This is a genomic window from Virgibacillus indicus, assembly GCF_002266285.1.
In the GTDB taxonomy this organism is placed as follows: domain Bacteria; phylum Bacillota; class Bacilli; order Bacillales; family Amphibacillaceae; genus Virgibacillus_K; species Virgibacillus_K indicus.
On record NZ_NPMS01000005.1, the window covers coordinates 310,480 to 329,596 of the forward strand.

Annotated in this window: 20 protein-coding genes; 6 read left to right on the forward strand and 14 right to left on the reverse strand. The window is 39.8% G+C overall.

From position 1 onward, the window contains the following. Nucleotides 1-234: 234 nt before the first annotated feature. On the reverse strand, nt 235-1,905 hold the full coding sequence (gene argS, locus CIL03_RS12590) for an arginine--tRNA ligase (RefSeq protein WP_094886214.1): 1,671 nt from the start codon (nt 1,903-1,905) through the stop codon (nt 235-237). Continuing rightward, nucleotides 1,902-2,339, reverse strand: coding sequence for a YwiB family protein (locus CIL03_RS12595; protein ID WP_094886215.1), 438 nt, complete (start codon nt 2,337-2,339; stop codon nt 1,902-1,904). The genes argS and CIL03_RS12595 overlap by 4 nt, the downstream gene beginning before the upstream one ends. 678 nt (nt 2,340-3,017) lie before the next feature. Here CIL03_RS12595 and CIL03_RS12600 point away from each other — a divergent pair. Continuing rightward, entirely contained in the window at nt 3,018-5,039 is a 2,022-nt protein-coding gene (locus CIL03_RS12600; protein WP_094886216.1) for a transglycosylase domain-containing protein, read from the forward strand. Between the two features lie 405 nt (nt 5,040-5,444). Here CIL03_RS12600 and CIL03_RS12605 read toward each other — a convergent pair whose 3' ends face one another. From CIL03_RS12605 to CIL03_RS12615, 3 genes are all read right to left on the reverse strand, one after another. Then, a complete protein-coding gene (locus CIL03_RS12605; protein ID WP_094886217.1) occupies nt 5,445-5,966 on the reverse strand; it encodes a YwhD family protein in 522 nt (173 codons plus the stop codon). A gap of 110 nt (nt 5,967-6,076) precedes the next feature. Continuing rightward, nucleotides 6,077-6,577, reverse strand: a complete 501-nt coding sequence (locus CIL03_RS12610) for a YwgA family protein (protein WP_094886218.1) — start codon at nt 6,575-6,577, stop codon at nt 6,077-6,079. Further along, entirely contained in the window at nt 6,567-7,886 is a 1,320-nt protein-coding gene (locus tag CIL03_RS12615; protein WP_094886219.1) for an HD domain-containing protein, read from the reverse strand. The genes CIL03_RS12610 and CIL03_RS12615 overlap by 11 nt, the downstream gene beginning before the upstream one ends. Before the next feature lie 89 nt (nt 7,887-7,975). Here CIL03_RS12615 and CIL03_RS12620 point away from each other — a divergent pair, with 89 nt between their 5' ends. Next, complete coding sequence (locus CIL03_RS12620) at nt 7,976-8,830, forward strand: lipoate--protein ligase family protein (protein ID WP_094886220.1); 855 nt, start codon at nt 7,976-7,978, stop codon at nt 8,828-8,830. Nucleotides 8,831-9,192: 362 nt separating this feature from the next. On the opposite strand, the gene pta is transcribed toward CIL03_RS12620, so the two are convergent. Further along, entirely contained in the window at nt 9,193-10,164 is a 972-nt protein-coding gene (gene pta, locus CIL03_RS12625) for a phosphate acetyltransferase (RefSeq protein ID WP_094886221.1), read from the reverse strand. Between the two features lie 202 nt (nt 10,165-10,366). Between pta and hemQ the strand changes: the two genes are divergently transcribed. The 4 genes from hemQ (at nt 10,367) to CIL03_RS12645 (ending at nt 12,704) form a co-directional block, all read left to right on the forward strand. Further along, nucleotides 10,367-11,116 carry a hydrogen peroxide-dependent heme synthase gene (gene hemQ / locus CIL03_RS12630; protein WP_094886222.1) on the forward strand — a complete coding sequence of 250 codons (750 nt, stop codon included), beginning with the start codon at nt 10,367-10,369 and terminating at the stop codon, nt 11,114-11,116. Nucleotides 11,117-11,360: 244 nt separating this feature from the next. Then, the gene (locus CIL03_RS12635) at nt 11,361-11,786 is read left to right on the forward strand and encodes a cell wall hydrolase (RefSeq protein WP_094886223.1); all 426 of its coding nucleotides are present in this window, start codon (nt 11,361-11,363) and stop codon (nt 11,784-11,786) included. A 108-nt stretch (nt 11,787-11,894) separates the two neighbouring features. Then, complete coding sequence (gene gerQ / locus CIL03_RS12640; protein ID WP_240508065.1) at nt 11,895-12,371, forward strand: spore coat protein GerQ; 477 nt, start codon at nt 11,895-11,897, stop codon at nt 12,369-12,371. Nucleotides 12,372-12,452: 81 nt separating this feature from the next. Next, nucleotides 12,453-12,704, forward strand: coding sequence for a hypothetical protein (locus tag CIL03_RS12645; RefSeq protein ID WP_094886224.1), 252 nt, complete (start codon nt 12,453-12,455; stop codon nt 12,702-12,704). Nucleotides 12,705-12,717: 13 nt separating this feature from the next. Here the strand turns inward: CIL03_RS12645 and CIL03_RS12650 are convergent, their stop codons facing one another. The 8 genes from CIL03_RS12650 to coxB all read right to left on the reverse strand — a co-directional run bounded on the left by CIL03_RS12650 (nt 12,718) and on the right by coxB (nt 19,027). Next, the gene (locus CIL03_RS12650; protein WP_094886225.1) at nt 12,718-13,086 is read right to left on the reverse strand and encodes a DUF423 domain-containing protein; all 369 of its coding nucleotides are present in this window, start codon (nt 13,084-13,086) and stop codon (nt 12,718-12,720) included. A gap of 16 nt (nt 13,087-13,102) precedes the next feature. Next, complete coding sequence (locus CIL03_RS12655; protein WP_094886226.1) at nt 13,103-13,393, reverse strand: YwdI family protein; 291 nt, start codon at nt 13,391-13,393, stop codon at nt 13,103-13,105. A gap of 142 nt (nt 13,394-13,535) precedes the next feature. Then, complete coding sequence (locus CIL03_RS12660) at nt 13,536-13,793, reverse strand: GlsB/YeaQ/YmgE family stress response membrane protein (RefSeq protein ID WP_094886227.1); 258 nt, start codon at nt 13,791-13,793, stop codon at nt 13,536-13,538. Nucleotides 13,794-13,808: 15 nt separating this feature from the next. After that, nucleotides 13,809-13,955, reverse strand: a complete 147-nt coding sequence (locus tag CIL03_RS19855) for a hypothetical protein (RefSeq protein WP_165767952.1) — start codon at nt 13,953-13,955, stop codon at nt 13,809-13,811. Nucleotides 13,956-14,219: 264 nt separating this feature from the next. Then, a complete protein-coding gene (locus tag CIL03_RS12665; RefSeq protein WP_420855413.1) occupies nt 14,220-15,806 on the reverse strand; it encodes an FMN-binding glutamate synthase family protein in 1,587 nt (528 codons plus the stop codon). A 16-nt stretch (nt 15,807-15,822) separates the two neighbouring features. After that, the gene (locus CIL03_RS12670) at nt 15,823-16,395 is read right to left on the reverse strand and encodes a cytochrome c oxidase subunit 3 (RefSeq protein WP_094886229.1); all 573 of its coding nucleotides are present in this window, start codon (nt 16,393-16,395) and stop codon (nt 15,823-15,825) included. Further along, entirely contained in the window at nt 16,388-18,232 is a 1,845-nt protein-coding gene (locus CIL03_RS12675) for a cytochrome c oxidase subunit I (protein ID WP_420855417.1), read from the reverse strand. Before CIL03_RS12675 ends, CIL03_RS12670 begins: the two co-directional genes overlap by 8 nt. A gap of 102 nt (nt 18,233-18,334) precedes the next feature. Continuing rightward, a complete protein-coding gene (gene coxB, locus CIL03_RS12680) occupies nt 18,335-19,027 on the reverse strand; it encodes a cytochrome c oxidase subunit II (RefSeq protein ID WP_094886231.1) in 693 nt (230 codons plus the stop codon). Nucleotides 19,028-19,117: the final 90 nt, after the last annotated feature.

Sequence of the window (19,117 nt, forward strand, 5' to 3'; positions counted from 1 at the left end):
CCCTGTTCCCCCTCTATATCTAGTATATTATCAGATTTGCCTATAATGATGACAGCGATTTCATTTTTCAGATAAATAAATCATCAAAAATAGGCCTAACCAAGATAATTTTCCTTATCTATACTCTAATAGTGAATGAGCATTCAGTCAAGAGGTTTTTTTATTAAATGATAATTGTCATATTTTTAAAAAAGGCTGTCTCCCCAGCTCTTGGGAAACAACCTATTGAAATAGTTACATCTTTTCCGGTGCAGTTACACCAATAAGACGAAGTGCATTAGCCAATGTAATACGTACTGCCTTCATTAATGCAATACGGGCAAATGTCTGCTCTTTATTTTCCGGATCAATCACTTTTTCTGCATTATAAAAGCTGTGCAGCAGGGATGCTAAATCAAATACATACTGGGTAACTTTATGTGGTGTATGCTTTTGGGCTGCTTCAGTCACTGTTTGTGGAAATTCACCTAATTTTTTAAGGAGATCCACTTCCTTTTCAGCTGTAAGCAATCCTGCATCAAAGTCCTTATTAACTGAAAATCCTTTTTCCTCAGCCTGCTTCAGCATCGTACATATACGTGCATGAGCGTACTGCACATAATACACTGGATTTTCATTGGACTCTGACCGTGCCAGATCCATATCAAAATCAAGCTGCGAGTCATTGGAACGGGCTACAAAGAAGTAGCGTACTGCATCAATTCCAACCTCTTCCATTAATTCTCTTAAAGCAACCGCTTTTCCTGTACGTTTACTCATCCGGACTTTTTCTCCGCCTTCAAACAGGTTTACCATTTGAATAATTTTTACGTCAAATTGCTCTGCCGAATAGCCGAGTGCTTGAATAGCTGCACGCATTCTTGGAATATATCCATGATGATCTGCGCCCCATACATTAATAATTTTATCAAATCCGCGTTCTAATTTATTTTTATGATAGGCGATATCAGGAGTCAGATACGTATAGCTGCCATCCTGTTTAATTAATACGCGATCCTTATCATCATCGAATTCGGTTGTCTTAAACCAAGTAGCTCCGTCCTTTTCAAAGATAAAGCCTTTTTCGTCCAAGGTCTTCAGCGCATTCGTAATTTTATTTTCCTTGTATAACGATCTTTCAGAAAACCAATTATCAAATTGCACGCCAAAGTCAGCAAGGTCCTTTTCAATTTTTCCAAGTTCATAGTTCAGACCATATTCTTTAAAAAATGCCAGGCGCTCTTCTCTGTCAGTATTAACCCATTTGTCCCCAAATTCAGCAGCTAATGTTTTTCCAATTTCCATAATATCCTGTCCATGGTAGCCATCTTCAGGCATTTCAGCATTATTTCCAAGCGCCTGCAGGTAACGTGCCTCAACGGATAAAGCTAAATTATCAATCTGATTTCCTGCATCATTTATATAATATTCACGTTCCACCTGGTAGCCGGAAGCATCCAGAATGTTACATAAAACATCTCCAAATGCAGCACCACGGGCATGTCCCAGATGCAAATCACCGGTAGGATTGACCGAAACAAATTCAACCTGGACTTTTTCCTGTTGTCCAGCATCTGTTTTTCCGTAATTTTCACGAGCGTTAAGAATCGCAGGAACTACCTCTCCCAAAAAGTCTGTTTTCATGAAGAAATTAATAAAACCCGGGCCGGCTATTTCCACCTTCTCAATGGATGCTTTTGTCTGATCCAAATTCTCCACAATTTCTGCTGCAATTTGACGCGGTGCTTTTTTTGCAATTCGTGCAAGCTGCATCGCTATATTTGCGGCAAAATCTCCATGTGATTTATCTTTTGGCTTTTCGAGTATAATTTCAGGCAATTCTTCTTCGCTTGTAAGATTCGCCTTGATAATGGAAGCAGCAATTTCCTGTTTTAATGTATCCTCTGTCTGTGTCAGAACGTTCATTGGGGATCCTCCTTGTAGGTTAATACCAGTTCATGCTTTCTTTCTTCCTGGCCATTTAACTTTACTGTATAAAAAATGTTCAGTTCGCCTTCAACATTGTGATCAGCAATTTTATATCTTATTGAGTTTGTAAAAGTTTCCATATGTATGTTTCCATGCGGGTGCTGAAAGACATTCTCCGTCGTATGGTTAGAGCGGAACTTTTGATTCATGGTTACATTACCGGAACGTTTTATACTTACTCGATCCGGCTGGATAGTAATAAGGTTTTTAATGGCTCCCTGCCCATCCACTTTTTCTTCGTATGTAAGCACATCAAGTTCATTTCTCTTATAAAAATTCCCTTGTTGCTTTATCGTGTTATATTCCATCTGGCCATTGTCATCAATGGTTGTTCGCAATTCAATAGTAACTGATTTATTTAACGGATTCATTCGATCGCCTCTATTTTGAAAAAATCGTATATTTTCCTATTATAGCGATAAAACAGGGAGTTAATCAACCTGAATTTATAAAAATAGCTGCTGAACCTTTATTTGAGCTGTTTCCATATACTTTGCTGCTCTCATTGGCATCGCAGTTGATGAAAACTGTGACGTAAAATCAGCGATGATAATTCCATCGTCCGCACAGGAAATATAACCACACTTTAACCATCATATCAGCCATCCAACGAAATATCCTCTATGTGACTGGTGGCTACTTGTTTCTCGCTGTATGGGCTCAGATAGGCGCGCTATGTGACCCGTGGCTACTTGTTTCTGGCTGTTGGGGCTTAGAGAGGCGCTCTACGTGACCGGTAGCTACTGTTTTCTAGCTGTTGGGCTCATAGAAGTACCCCAAATCCTGATAATCCGTTCAACCCGCGAAACATCCGTCCGAAGTTGAAATCAACAGAGCAGTTACGTCGCAGTCTATAGAAACTATGAAATAAAACTATACATGCTAAAGACAACAAATCTTTTTGGTGGGACGAGTCCATCGTTCAGCCCCATTCTCTTTGAATACAACCTTCCAATATTATTATAAATTTCCCTATAAAAGTTTATTTCTATCTATCTTTTCCCATAATGGGATTAATGCACACTATTTTAAACTTTGGGGCTAATCATATGGGAATTCGATTGAAAAAATATAAAATTATTTTCAAATTATTACTGGGCATTTTTCTGTTTGCTTTAGTAAGTCTTGGTGGAGTTTATTTTACCAGCTTCATTTTAGGACCTCCAAGCTTAACGACTGAGCAAAATACAATTTATTACAGCACGAACGGTGAGATTATTGGTGAAGAGAAGGGATCTGAAAATAGGTATTGGGTTGAACTTGATCAAATTGCACCCGCAGTAATTGATGCTACCCTTATGGTTGAAGACCAAAGTTTTTATGATCACCATGGCTTTGACCTTAAGCGGATTGCCGGTGCTATTTTAAAGGACATTAAAAGTTTATCATTAAAAGAAGGTGCTAGCACACTGACCCAGCAGTATGCCCGCAACCTATATTTAACCCATGAAAAAACCTGGACCAGGAAATTAAAAGAGGCCTTCTATACAATTCGGCTGGAAATGTATTATACAAAAGAGGAAATACTGGAAGGCTATTTAAACACAATTTACTACGGACATGGTGCATATGGAATTGAGGCTGCAAGTAATTACTTTTTTGCTAAATCTGCAGAAGATTTAACATTAGCGGAAGCGGCCATGCTTTCCGGAATTCCTAAAGGGCCATCCTATTACTCCCCATTACATGATGAGGAAAGAGCGAAGCAACGGCAGCTGCAGATTTTGGGTATTATGCTGTCGGAAGAAGTAATTTCAGAAGAGGAGCGGACTCTGGCTGCTGCAGAGAATTTTCAATACGTTGCTGAAAACAAGCAAAAAGAGAAAAACATTGGCGACTATTTTCAGGACTCTGTTTTACAGGAAGCTGCCGAGCTGCTGGACCTGGAACCGGAATTGGTACGTTCCGGAGGATTCCAGATTCATACAAGTCTGAACAGTGATTTTCAAAAGCAGCTTGAACATACTATCAAAAATGTAATCAATCCAGAAAGTGAAATTCAGACAGGCGTTATCTCCATGGATCCGGAAACTGGTGCAATTCGGGCAATGGCTGGTGGAAGGAATTATGATAAGAGTCCTTTTAACCGTGCTACGATGGCCAAACGAATGCCTGGCTCTGCTTTTAAACCATTTTTATATTATACTGCACTGCAAAACGGCTACACACCAAACACCATGCTGATGAGTAAGCCAACAACGTTTACGCTTGAGGATAATGCTGTTTATCAGCCCGGCAATTATAATGGATATTATGCCTACGAACCAATTACATTAGCTCAAGCCTTGGCTTTATCCGATAATGTTTATGCCGTGAAAACTATTATGTACCTTGGAGCAGATAGAGTGGTTAAAGCTGCTGAAAAATTTGGCATAGAAAGTGAACTGCCGGCAGTACCTTCTCTGGCACTAGGCACTGCTGCCGTTTCAGTTGAGGAGATGGCAACTGGATATGGAGTTCTTGCCAATGGAGGAAAGGAAATTAATGGTTATACGATTGAAAAGATTATGGACCGGGATGGGAATATTCTCTTTGAACGGGAGATACCTTCAGAGAAACAGATACTGAATTCAAAAACAGCATTTGTCTTAACCCATTTGATGACAGGCATGTTTGACAGGGAGCTGGACGGTTATATGGCTGTTACGGGCTCCTCAATGGTAAATGACCTTACCAGAATTTATGCTGGTAAGTCTGGCACAACAATTTCTGACAGCTGGATGGTCGGTTTCAGTCCATCTCTTGTAACAGGTGTGTGGACAGGCTATGACGATAATCGTCCAATGGAGCTTGTCGCGGAAAGCTCCTATGCGAAAAATATATGGAAAAATTTTATGGAAGCAGCCCACCAAGGTATGGATCAGGAAAACTTTACAGCACCACCAGGGGTGACAGGTATTCCGATCGACCCGGCTACAGGAATGCGTGCTACCCCTTACTGTGATGTGAGCCGTGTGATGTATTTTGAAACAGGTACAGAGCCGCAGGGTTACTGTACAGAGCATTTCCACGGAACGGAAGATGAAGACAATAAAGGTATTTTCGAAAAATGGTTTGATGTGTTTAGGTAAGGGGGGGTTGAGTTTTGCTTGGAGATTCAGGCTGGATGAACGGATAGTTCCGATCTCAGACGGATATTCAGCTCGGTGAACGGATAGTACTATTCTCAGACGGATATTCAGTTACAATTAACTGATGTTTTCATTCTCAGATGGTTATTCAGCTGCCTGAACAGATACTTCCGAACAATGGCCTAATAAATCCACCAGAACAGGCTGCTGCCCCTTCCTTCAGGCGCCAAAAAAGAAGCCGACATCAAGGCAGGTTCGTCCTGCCCGATTGTCGGCATCTTTTTTGTCCTAGCAATACATGAGTAAGCCCATGTATACATATTTTACAAATTTCTGTAAGAAAGTACAAGATTTTAGCTATTCATTTCTAATTCGTCACAAAATGTTCACTTTTGAAAACGTTTTTTACTCCGGAAGAGCATTTTTTAATTCATCTGTTGAATTGTTCCACATATCTAGATTAAAATCGACGAGGAAATCCTTCAGCAGTTTCTTAGAATGGTCATCCATATGTTCAACAATAATCTTTCCTTTAAGTGATTTTTCCATATGCGTTACATGTTCCGCCATAGATTTGTACGCACGTTTGATAGAGCGGTCAACACGCAATTCACTTCCGGCTACCCCCGCATAGTATGGACCGTTTTCACCACGTTCCACATTTACCCAAACAATCCAATAAAGCTTGCCATTTGGAACTTCATCTTTATTAGGCAAATATTTCACTCGGCGTTCGATATCACTTCGCGCATGCATTGCACCCATATCTACATATGCTGTATTTTCATCTGGGTCAACAATGACAGGAGACATATTTTCCAGGCTGACCGTACCGGCCCCATACCCGCCATGTCCGTCGGTTGAGTCGTCTTTAATTATTGTAAAAGCATTGCTTTTCTTTTTGTTTGAAGATTGATCTGAATTCATATCAGAAAAACATCCTCCTTTAAATTCAATGTTGGTGTCATTGTAGCACAGACAGTCCACTGTTTTCATTTATCCCGCACGAAACTTGCAGGATTAATGATCCAATACACTTAATTATCTATTACAAGTCTATCAATAAATGCCCATGCCTCTGAAATTTCTTCAACAGTATATTTTTGTTTTGGTTTTGTTAGGTGGATTTTTTCTTCAACTTCATCTTTGGGTAAATTATCAAAATAAAGCATTGTAGAAACGAGCTCCAGGAACCTCGAGCTTTTACCCTTCAGGAGAGCTAATTTTTCTGTGAAATCCGGCATATCCAGTGAGAATTGCTTTAAAAAGGATTCCCCAGCATCAGTTACTGAATAATGGTATTGATAATAATTGCTTTTATTTTCCTTTACTTCATCCACGAATCCCAGGTTGCAAAGCTCTTCCACCCGCAATGTCAATTCTTCTGAATAAGGACCGTAAAAATGAAATTGATATTTTTCTTCAAAAGGAACCTTGCATTTTTGCAGGATATATATCATTTTTTGCAGCTTCTTACGGCCAACAACTTCATTGGCTTCTGAAAAAAATTGCATCAGCTTTGCGTGGTTATTCAACATTCTCTATCTCTCCTTGACCATGTAGTATTTCTTTTATTTTCGCCTTAACCGTTTCATCTTTAATTGCATCCAGCATATCCATTGGAAAATACAGCTTATGGTCTGTTCGTTTTTTTCCGGAAATGGATTCCACAATATCCGAATGTCTGGAAAGCTCCTTTAGCCCCTTATTCGGCATAAGCAAATGAATGGGCAGACGTTCTTCCTCTTCCCCTGGCCGGTAAAAATCATACGGCAGGTCAGAGGAAGAATCCACAACAAGATAGTACTCCGGATCAATTCCGGCACTCTGAAACAACCTATAAAGCTCCATCCACTCGTTCATCTGCAGATTCGGATTAAACTCAATATATTTAAACAAGCGCCTGTTCATAAACCGCTCACACAGATCACTCAGAATTTCATCATCCTCTTGCTGCCATAATTGGAAATAATAGTGAACAATTGATTCATCCAGCTTCAAATATTCCTCCAAGGAAACATTCCCTGTAAAAAAAGACATAAAGTGAGTCGGCTCAAGCTTAAATTTAAAATCCTTTGTTTCAAATAGATACTTGGCACGGTGCAGAATCTTGGACAAAATCACTTCCGCGCTTCTCGTCACGGGATGAAAATAAACCTGCCAATACATCTGGTAACGACTCATGATATAATCCTCCACCGCATGCATGCCTGTGGATTTTATAACAACCTGATCCTCGATTGGGCGCATAACACGCAAAATTCTTTCCATATCAAAATGACCATAGCTTACCCCTGTAAAATAAGCGTCACGCTGTAAATAATCCATGCGATCAGCATCTATCTGGCTCGAAATTAAGCTGACCACAAGTTGATCCTCATATGTTTTTGCAATCACATCAGCCACTTTTCGCGCAAAGCCCGGACTCACTTTTTCCAGAATTTTATTTATCTGTGTATCACCAACAATAATCTCTTTCGTAAAATGCTCATGATCCAGTTTAAATACCTTTTCAAATGAATGCGAAAACGGGCCATGTCCCAAATCATGCAGTAATGCTGCACACAAACACAGCAAGCGCTCATCATTATTCCAGTGGGGTCTGTCCTGAAAGTTGTATATAATGCGCCGGACAATTTCGTATACCCCCAGTGAATGGTTGAAACGGCTGTGTTCTGCCCCATGAAAGGTATAATTTGTTGTGCCGAGCTGTTTGATTCTGCGAAGCCGCTGAAATTCAGGTGCGGCTATCAAATCCCAGATTACCTGGTCTTTCACATGAACATATCTATGTACAGGATCCTTAAAGACCTTCTCCTCATTTAATTGTTCATCTTTATATGCCATCTATTTTTTCAACCCGTTTCTTTTCGGTGATTTTAGTTTATTATATAATAGATACCAAAAGGAAAAAAGAGCTGCTAAGGAGTTTACCTATGAAAAACTGGAAAGACGTTATTAGTCATAAGACATTTCGATATATCGATCATTCAAATCAGGAGCTTGTTTATAATGTACCCAATACTGCCCTGACATCATTTGCAATCGATGATGCTCTTGCGTTATCTGTTGGCAATAACCATACACCGCCAGTAATGCGGCTTTGGGTGCATCCGGATACGATTGTACTGGGAATACCTGATGCGAGGCTTCCCCATATTGATAAAGGAGTTAAATTACTCGCGGATCGAGGATACCATGCCGTTGTGCGAAACTCCGGCGGCCTTGCTGTTGCACTCGATGATGGCGTACTAAATATATCCCTCATTATCCCGGGAGTAAAACATATTTCAATTCATGATTGCTATGAGGCAATGGTCAGCTTTATTCAATTTATGCTGCATGACCTAACGGATAGCATTGAAGCATTTGAAATTGTTGGCTCATACTGCCCCGGAGATTATGATTTAAGTATTAATGGAAGGAAATTTGCCGGCATTTCACAGCGGCGTGTAAAAGATGGTGCAGCCATTCAAATTTACCTGGATGTTGAAGGTAATAGTAAGGAACGGGCAGCTTTAATCCGGAAATTTTATGATATAAGCAAAAAAGGTGAACCAACTAAATTTGATTATCCCACGGTCAACCCTGATGTAATGGGATCACTTTCAGAGCTTCTTCATGTACATTTGACAGTTGACTACATGAAAAAACGCGCATACCAGGCATTAGATGCATTTAATGATCAGCTAGTGGTGGAAACGGAGTTTTCGGATAAAGAACTGGCTGACTTCCAAAAACGATTGAAGCAAATGAAAAAGCGGAATGAGCAGATTGCGGAGATGCAATGAAGATTTATATTTTATTGAAAAATGCATGCAGCAGGTCGTGTGACACTATTGCATGCATTTTTCATATGAATAAACTGACTAAATAAACTGTTTTAGTGATGTTCCGCTAGATTGCCTTGTTACGTAGGACCTTTATGTGACCTGTGCGAAGCGCTTCCGGCTCATTTCAGCACGTAGAACCGCTCTATGTGACCTGTACAGAAGGACTCCGGCTCAATTCGGCACGTAGAACCGCTCTATGTGACCTTTTCGGCAATCTGCTGGTTCACTTTGTCAAATAGAACTGCTTTATGCGGTTTTAGACCGTTTTCAAACGTCCATCATGCCATGAAGAGGTCGGCTGCTCACACTAACATTACTTTCTATTCCGCCTGTGCTGCTGTAATTAATGCCAATTTAAATACATCGTCTGCACTGCAGCCGCGAGATAAGTCATTCACCGGTTTATTGAGTCCCTGCAATACTGGCCCTACAGCTTCAAATCTGCCTAGGCGCTGGGCAATTTTATAGCCGATATTTCCCGCTTCAAGACTTGGAAAGATAAATACATTTGCATCCCCTTTGATTTCAGAATCAGGGGCTTTTTTCGCTGCAACACTTGGAACAAACGCAGCGTCAAATTGAAATTCCCCATCGATAACAAGGGATGGATTTTTCTCTTTGGCAATCGCTAATGCTTCCACTACTCTTTCCGTTTCTTCGGATTTTGCAGATCCTTTGGTTGAAAAACTCAGCATGGCTACACGCGGATCTACATCAAACAGTCTTCCTGTTTCTGCACTTTCTACAGCTATTTCAGCAAGATCCTGGGCATCTGGATTAATATTGATTGCACAATCTGCAAACACATACTTTTCATCATCGCGAACCATGACGAATACTCCAGATGTTTTTTTAATGCCTTCTTTGGTTTTGATTATTTGCAGTGCCGGACGTACGGTATCAGCTGTTGAATGTGCAGCGCCACTTACCAGACCATCAGCCTGGTTCATATATACAAGCATGGTGCCAAAATAGTTTTCATCAAGGAGAATTTTTTCAGCATCCTCTTTCGTTACTTTTCCTTTCCGTCTTTCTACAAAGGTTTCAACCATCAGATTAAATTCAGGGAAATTTCTTGGGTCCATTATATTGCAGGATGAGACGTCCACCCCGGTTTCTTCTGCTTTCTGTTTAATACTTGCTTTATCTCCTATTAATATAGGAGTTAATATACCTGCAGCTCCTAATTGACTCGCAGCACTTAAGATGCGTTCATCCAATCCTTCGGGAAAAACAATGGATTTATTTTTATTAACTACTTTTTCCTTTAAGTCATCAAATAAATTACTCATTTTCATCTGCCTCCTTGTTTCTCTACCTTATAATAAATGATTCCAGACTGTTATCAAAGTAATCACATGCCTCATTGACTTTAATTTTGACAGGAATTTGACAACTTCCTTCATGAAGTGTTCATATGTGATTATCATTCCCTAACTATGGTAGACTAAAAACATATAGTGAAAACTTTTCTGATTAGAAGGAGAGATAATTATGGTTGAAGCAGTAGAAACCATGGATGGCTGGTATTCATTGCATGATTTACGCACGATAGACTGGACCGCCTGGAAATTAGCATCAAATGAGGAACGCAATGAGGCGATTGCAGGTTTTGAAAAATTACTTGCAAAGTGGGATGCCGTTGAAGCTGAAAAGAATGGCAGCCATGTTCTATATAAAGTTGTTGGACAAAAGGCAGATCTGATTTTCATGTTTCTGCGACCTACAATGGAGGAACTAAACGACATTGAAACAGAATTGAATAAATCAAAATTAGGCGAGTTCTTAATACCCGCACATTCCTATGTTTCTGTAGTGGAACTTTCCAAATACCGTCCTGCAAAAGATGGCGTTGACCCGGAAACCCTGCCGGAAACTCAAGAGCGGCTGAAACCAATTCTTCCAAAATGGGAGCATATTTGTTTTTATCCAATGGACAGACGCCGGGAAGGTGAAGAAAACTGGTATACACTTGAAAAAGATGTACGCGGTAAGCTTCTCTATGAACACAGTAAAACCGGGCGCAAATATGCTGGTAAAGTAAAACAAATAATTACTGGTTCCATCGGGCTTGATGACTGGGAATGGGGCGTTACACTTTTTGCCCATGAACCGCTTCAGTTCAAAAAAATTGTATATGAAATGCGCTTTGACGAAGTAAGCTCACGTTATGGAGAGTTTGGTGAATTTTTCGTCGGAAATCATTTACCAAATGAAAATGTAGCAGCTTATCTTGAAGTTTAACTAAGTGTACAAAGACCTTCTGTTTTTAAAACGGAAGGTCTTTTTTTATTGGCTATTTTCTAAAAAGTTTCATACTGCACAATCCTGAGTCACCCAATTTTCTTCTCAATAATAAATGTTCTTTTACTTTGATTTCCGGGAACAAGCCCAATTCTATAATTTACTGTCATTCTTTCCGGGCTAATATCATACATATAATTAGTGAGCTTAGCATCAAGATTTTCAGCAGAAACGAGGAATGTTTATGGCCGTTGTAGCACACACAGATAAAGATATTGCATTATTGGGGAGATTAATGCGGGCTGAGGCCGAGGGGGATGGACAATTAGGCATGCTGATGGTTGGCAACACCGGTGTAAACCGAGTCATCGCAGATTGCCTGGATTTCACCGACATTCGAAATATTAATGATATGGTATTTCAAAGTCCAGGTGGTTTTGAAGCAACTCAGAAAGGATATTTCTATCAGCGTGCTCGGGAAGCTGACAAACGGCTGGCACGCAGAACAATCCAAGGTGAACGTCAACACCCTGCTACAAATTCTCTATGGTTCTTTATGCCGGCAGGAAACTGTCCAGCCCAATGGTTTGATCAATGGAATGTCGGCAGATATAAATCACATTGCTTTTATGCCCCTACACAATCAGATTGCCCACGAGTGTTTAGATGACCAAGTGTTAACGCTGTTCACGAAATAACACCTCGTGAACGCCGTACTTATGAAAACAGACTTGAAATACCGGGTCTGTCAAAAAAGAATGTATCAGGAGGTTATTGAATGAGTGAAAAGCAAGAAGGTGCACCTAATCAGTTTCAACAACCATACCCATCGTATCCCTATTACTATTATCCGCCATCATCTCCAGCATATTATCCGATGTATCAGACTAGACAGCAATTTCCGCCGACACAGCAAACCCAACAGCCCCAAGCAACACCACAGACAGCAGCAGCCGGGGATCAAGGTATGCTCCCAATCCAGGAATCGTATATTGAAAATATTTTACGGTTGAATAGAGGAAAGCAAGCTACTGTTTACATGACCTTTGAAAACAACGACGAGTGGAATGCACAAATTTTTAAAGGAATTATCGAAGCTGCTGGAAGAGATCATATTATATTAAGTGATCCACAGACAGGAAAAAGGTACTTATTATTAATGATTTACCTTGATTACGTCACATTTGATGAAGAAATAAACTATTCCTACCCGTTCGGATCCAATAATCAAATGTCGAATTATTCTCCACGTTAAGAAACAAAAGGATGACACATAATTTGTAATGGTGTCATCCTTTTTTACACTATTTTGCTGACAGCTAAAAGGGGCGATTCGATGAGACATCCATATGGAAAATTCATAAGAGTTGAAGTTATCTCCCTTGTCTGCCTTATTTTCATTGGACTCATCGCACTTATTCAGGGTTACCTGCTATTGATTTACTTTTCCCTCTATTTACTGGCAATTGGTCTTATCACAGATGCCATGATTGAGTGGTATTCCCATCAGACAGCCAAAGCCGGAAAACAGGTTATCCGGGCTGTTATGCTATTTCTGTTTACAACCTATTTAATTTTTATATTATAGGGGATATTCACAATTACAGATATTTAACTGCAGCAGTTCCGAGTAAAATCCAGCCAATTAAAAAAGCAACACCGCCGATTGGGGTAATCATAGCAAACGTCTTAACCGCCGTTATTGAATAGATATACAGACTTCCCGAAAAAAGTATAATTCCAATTAAGAACATCCAGCCTGCCCAAGTCACACTGCCGCCAGTCATTTTTGCCATTAACAAGCCTGTTACAAGCAGTGCCATTGTATGAAACATTTGGTAATTAACCGCTTTTTCCCAAATACCAAGCATTTTCTCCGAGAGCTTTCCTTCCAGACCATGTGCACCAAATGCACCTAAGGCCACCGCCAGAAATCCGTTTATAACACCTAATAGTATAAGTAACTTCATTATTCCACCTCATCCATTAAAAATCAAAAAGAGAAACACCATTTGCATTGTCATCTTCCAATGGTCTCTTTTGAAAACTGCTTTGTTTTTCTGTGTTTCCCTTTTCCCCGATCATTGCTTTCATTTCTTCTGGAGTTATATTATTAAGATCGCCACCCGCAGATGGTTCTTCATCTAAAAATAAATCACATAATAATCGTACACTGGCAATATGCTTCACCATTTTAGCATGATTATTTTGATTTGTTTTTGCCTGGTTCAACTCATCGATCATTTTACGTATAATCGTATCATTTGCCACCGCCATTATAATCGCTCCCCACTCATATTTAGCAAGTACAAGTATAACATGAGAGTGAATTTATCAAAATCAAAAAAGCCCTGATTATCTCCAGGACTTCTTAAAAGGGGATGTTCAAAAACTCACACTTTACCCGCTATTTTGCTGTTTATGTTCTTATATTTGCCCTTCTTCCCAAAAGACCAATAATTAAAATAACTACAAAAGAACCAATCACTGCAGGCAGTATGTGTTCGCCTCCTATAGTCGGACCAAGCTCCCTTATGAGAACATCACCAATCCACGCCCCCAGTAAACCAGCTATTATAGCCCCTGGCCAGCCACCTGCTATTTTAAAACCAAAGATTGCTGCCATGATCAGCCCAATCACAACTGCTACAATTATATACAGTAATAACTGCATCATGAGTAGCTTCCTCCCTTATAACTTGGAATACTCGTAACTTACCCCGGATTTTTCCCTTAAATACTGGCCGTACACCCATTGCAAAAATTCCAGTTCATTTTGCTGCAGCTGTCTGCCCAGTTTCTCTCTAAATTCTTCACATACCCTCATATAGCAATCCATAACTGCAAGATTCCCCCTAATATGAAGCTGTTTACTAATAATTGTTTCTATTGTACCGCGGTTTGCCAAGGGAATCAACATCAAAGTAAAAAGTAAGCAGAATTTACAGATAACTGTTTTCTTTGACATAATATTTTGCTAAGCTTCGACATGGAATTGCATGAGGTTGGAATATCTCTCAACTTTACTGTATTATCTCTCAACTCCACCCGCATATCTCTCAACTCTACCTCCGCAGTACACACAACTCTACAATATCCTATCCTACAACCTGATCTCATCTGAGTAAGAATAATCCTGCATATTCATGACAGCATTAAATCTATCTTTAAATACAATATGATCTCTTGTAAATTTGGTAGGAGAGTCAATTCCAGCAACTGCGGCCATTTCAACAACACCCTCCCTAAGAGATAGCAGGTAATTGCATACTCTGTATTTCTTTTCTTCAATACTCAATGCCTTTTGCAGCTTCGGATCGGTTGTTGCCACGCCGACAGGGCAATTATTCGTATGGCAAACCTCTGCCATGATACAGCCGACACTCAGCATAAATCCCCTTGCAATGTTGATCATATCCGCACCTAATGCTAAGGCAAGGGCTATTTTGTCAGGAGTGATTAATTTTCCTGATGCAACAATATGTGTGCGATCACGCAGTTTGTATTTTCTTAAAAGCTCATCTACCAGCGGCAATGCTGCAAATGTGGGGAGCCCAACTGACTCTGCCAGTTCATAAAACGAAGCACCTGTCCCTCCATTTCCTCCGTCTACAGTTATAAAATCCGGTACGATGTCTGTTTCTTTCATTGTCTTGATATAATCTTCTACGTGTTTTTCATTTCCGACAACAATCTTTGTTCCAACTGGTTTTCCGCCAGCATCACGTAATTTATCCAAAAATGTCAGCAGGCCATGCAAATCGGAAAATTCATGGAACCGGTTTGGACTATTAATTTCCGTCCAAGGTTCCAGGTTTCGTATTTCCGCAATTTCCTCCGTTACTTTACTTGCATCGACATGGCCGCCCCTCGTCTTTGCACCTTGGGCAATCTTTAATTCAAATGCTTTAATTTGCTCTTTTTCACTCTGCTTCTTAAATTCCTCCCAAGAAAATTCTCCATTCTTTGTCCTCACACCATAAAGCCCAGGACTGATTTGCATAATGATATCCACATTTCCTTCCAGATGATATGGCGAAATACTTCCTTCCCCCGTATTCATCCAGGTTCCGCCGGCCATTCCTAAACCCTTGGATAGTGCAGTAATCGCATGGTCACCGAGCGAACCGAAACTCATCGCAGATTGGCCAATCAGTCCTTTTATTTTGAATGGATTTCTCACCGTATTTTTCCCGAGAATAATTGCCTCATCATCTGTTAAATAAAATGGCTTATTGGAAGCATCTTTATGATGTTCCTTGCGATTGAAGAGTTTCTCATTATCTATTTTATACAATTTTGTTTTAACTTCGGGCTTTTGGTCAATCTTCATTTCTTCGCGCTGTTTTGGAAACATATGATTTGCAATGTAAAATCCATCCTCTTCAAAGTTTCGCTCAGATCCATATCCCATCATCCGGTCATTGTATTTCCCAGCTTTATAAACAAATTCAAATTCCCGCCGATGAAAGGGTCTGCCTTCATTATCATTATTAAACAGGTATTGTCTCAATTCAGGCCCAGCCTTCTCGATAATATAGCGGGCTTTTCCCAAAAGTGGATAATTGTGTAAAATAGAATGTTCCTGCTGTTTTTCATCATGCAAATAGACCCGCAAAAATAACAGCAATGGCACTACAATCGCTATTAAAACAATTGAAAGTAATATTATCAGCAACCATAATTCCAATGTGCTCACCTCTCAGTTAAACTAGATATGGAAGATAAACCAGAATAATAATAAATACCCAAATGACATCAACAAAGTGCCAGTAATAGGAGAATATCGTATGTTTCTCGCTGAATAAGGATGCGGGTATTTTCCTCCTGTATTGTATAAGCAGCACAATCATCCAGCCGATTCCAAAGGCAACATGAGCCGCATGAAGCCCGACTAGTACATAGAAGGATGACATAAAGACATTTACACTAATGTCATAACCTTCACTGACAAACGTATGGAATTCTCTGATTTCCAGACCAAGAAATATAAAAGCAAACAGAAGTGTTATCCCAAACCAGACCAGAAACTTGAATTTATTATTTTTCTTCAGACCTTTTTCTGCAGCAAGCAATGTTCCACTGCTTGATAACAGGAAAAAGGAAGAGAGAATCACACTCATTGCCTCAAATACTTCCGAGGGATGCGGGCCTTGTCTTGCGGGAGTGAAAATCAGATAGGTGGCAAACAGCACAGAGAACATAATTGCCTCCACACCCAAGTAAATTAAAAAGCCAATTTGCTTATCTTTAAAGAGGGCTGATTCATGATTATTCATGTGAATCCTCCTTCCCATAGTGGTTTTCCCGTTCATCTGTAAAGGAACGAAGAATAAATAAACCTAGCGCAGCTGCTCCACCTGCAATCGCAAGCCAATACCAGGAAAATGTTATTCCAAGGCTGAGCAAAAATAGAGAAAGTGCAAATGCTAATGGAAGGAAAGATTCTGTTTCTATTGGAGCTGGACGTGTATTTGCCGTTGTACGCAATTCTCTGTTTTCCACTTTTGCATACCACACAGGATCCATTTCTTTCACAATTGGCATTGGATCAAAAGTTTTCTCAGGTGCCGGTGAACCTACACACCATTCTAATGTGCGCCCATCCCAAGGGTCATTTCCAGCCTTCTCCCCTTTCCTATGTGTTTTATATACATTCCAGATAAAGAACAGCATACTGATTCCCATCAGGAATGCTCCAATGGTACTTAAGAAGTTCAGAAGGAAAACTCCATCACTTACCTCATACGTATATACACGGCGTGGCATTCCTTCAAGTCCCGTAATATGCATTGGAAAAAAGGTTAAGTGAAACCCGATAAGAAATAGCCAGAAATGCCATTTTCCTAATTTTCCATCCAACACAAATCCTGTAATCTTTGGATACCAATAATAAAGCCCTGCAAATATCCCAAAAATCGTTGAAGCAATAATTACATAATGAAAATGAGCAACAACAAAATGAGTATCATGAAATTGGAAATTTGCAGCCGAAACAGAAAGCATCACACCAGTTACTCCACCCATCACAAAGGAAGGAATAAATCCCAGTGCAAACAGCATCGGTATTGTAAACCGGATCACACCACCCCGGATCGTAAACAGCCAATTAAATACTTTTATTCCGGTAGGTACTGCAATCGCCATCGTCGTTATCGCAAAGAAGGTATTTGCCATCGGGCCAAGTCCGACAGTGAACATATGATGTGCCCACACCATAAATCCTAAGAAACCAATTAAAGCAATTGAAATAACCATTACAGGATAACCAAATATGACCTTTTTGGAAAAAGTTGAAATGATATCGGAAAACATACCAAAGGCAGGCAGTGCCAGAATATAAACCTCCGGATGTCCAAAAATCCAGAATAAATGCTGCCAGAAAACTGGATCTCCTTCTGTTCCTGAGAAAAATCCTGTACCAAATTGCCGGTCAAACATAAGCAGATACAGCGCAATTGCCAGCACTGTAAATGCGATTATAATAAGGACAGAGGTAATCAGGGTCGCCCAGGCAAAAAGTGGCATCCTCGTCATCTTCATACCAGGTGCACGATGTCTGATAATCGTTACAATCAGATTTAATGCTGTAAAAATTGTTCCCAGTCCGGATATCTGCAGGCCAAAAACATAAAAGTCTGTATCCAGTCCCGGTGTAAACATCTCGGTCGACAACGGAGCATATCCTGTCCAGCCAATCTCTGGTGTCATATTGATGAAAAACGATATGTTAAAAAAGACGGATCCAGAAAAGAAAAGCCAAAACCCAACTGCGTTTAAAAATGGGAACGCCAAATCTCTTGCACCGATTTGCAGTGGTACTGCCACATTCATCAGCCCAAGCAATAATGGCATTGCTACAAAAAATATCATTAACGTGCCATGTGTTGTAAAAACCTCATTATATTTTTCTCCCTGGAAAACCCAAAAATCGTTATTAGGAACTGCCAGCTGGGTCCTGATGAATAAAGCATCTATTCCTGCTCTGAAAAAATAGAGGACTCCGAATAAAATATATAATGTACCTATTTTCCGGTGATTGGTTGTTCTCATATAATCAATAATGAGTCCAAATTTTTGTTTTTTAAGCACAAAAAAGCCGATAGGTATCGCCATAAGGATGGTAAATACCCAGGCGGCGAGAACATCTGATGGGAGAAAAACAGTTATTCCGAATAAAGACAAATCCATTACCTTCACCTCTAATTACAATACGGTCTAATTTTCGTTTACGTAAGTTTCATATTCTGCAGCAGATATTACATTTGCTTCAAAGGTCATTTTTGCATGCTGCAATCCGCAATACTCGGCACATTTTCCCTTATACGTGCCTTTTTCGGGATTTCTAATTTCATAAACCAGTTCTTCTCCTGGCAGCACATCCACTTTTCCGCCTAAATGCGGCACCCAGAACGAATGAATGACATCCTTCGAAGTTAGATGAAGGATAATTGATTCCCCTTCAGGAATAACTAAATTATTTCGTTCTTCTTTTCCACTTTCATGTTCAAAGTTCCAAGCAAACTGCTCGGCTGTGACATATACATGTGTGCCATCTTTTTCATCTGAATCTCCACCGGTTACCGGTGATTGCTCATATGTAATCGCAATAGTTGGCACAGCAAGAACAATTAATAATAAAACCGGCAGAATAATCCAGGTTGCTTCCAATTTCTTATTGCCTTTTACATCTTTAGGCATGAAATTCTTTTTCTTATCTGTATAGCGATATTTAAATACAAAACGGATAAACAAAATAAATACTGTGCCTACAACGATCATCATCAGCCAAAAGCTAAAGATTATTAAAAAAGCCTGGTCACCGGCAGTATCACTTTTTGGTTCCAATACTGCAATATTGCAGCCTGATAACAGGAATAGAAATGGTATTATTAGTACTGCTCTTTTCATCAATACCCGCAACCTTTTTCAAAAATTATATGTTGATAGCTAAATTCCCTTACCGAGCGGTTGGTAAACATAAACTGGTGCTTCCGCTAT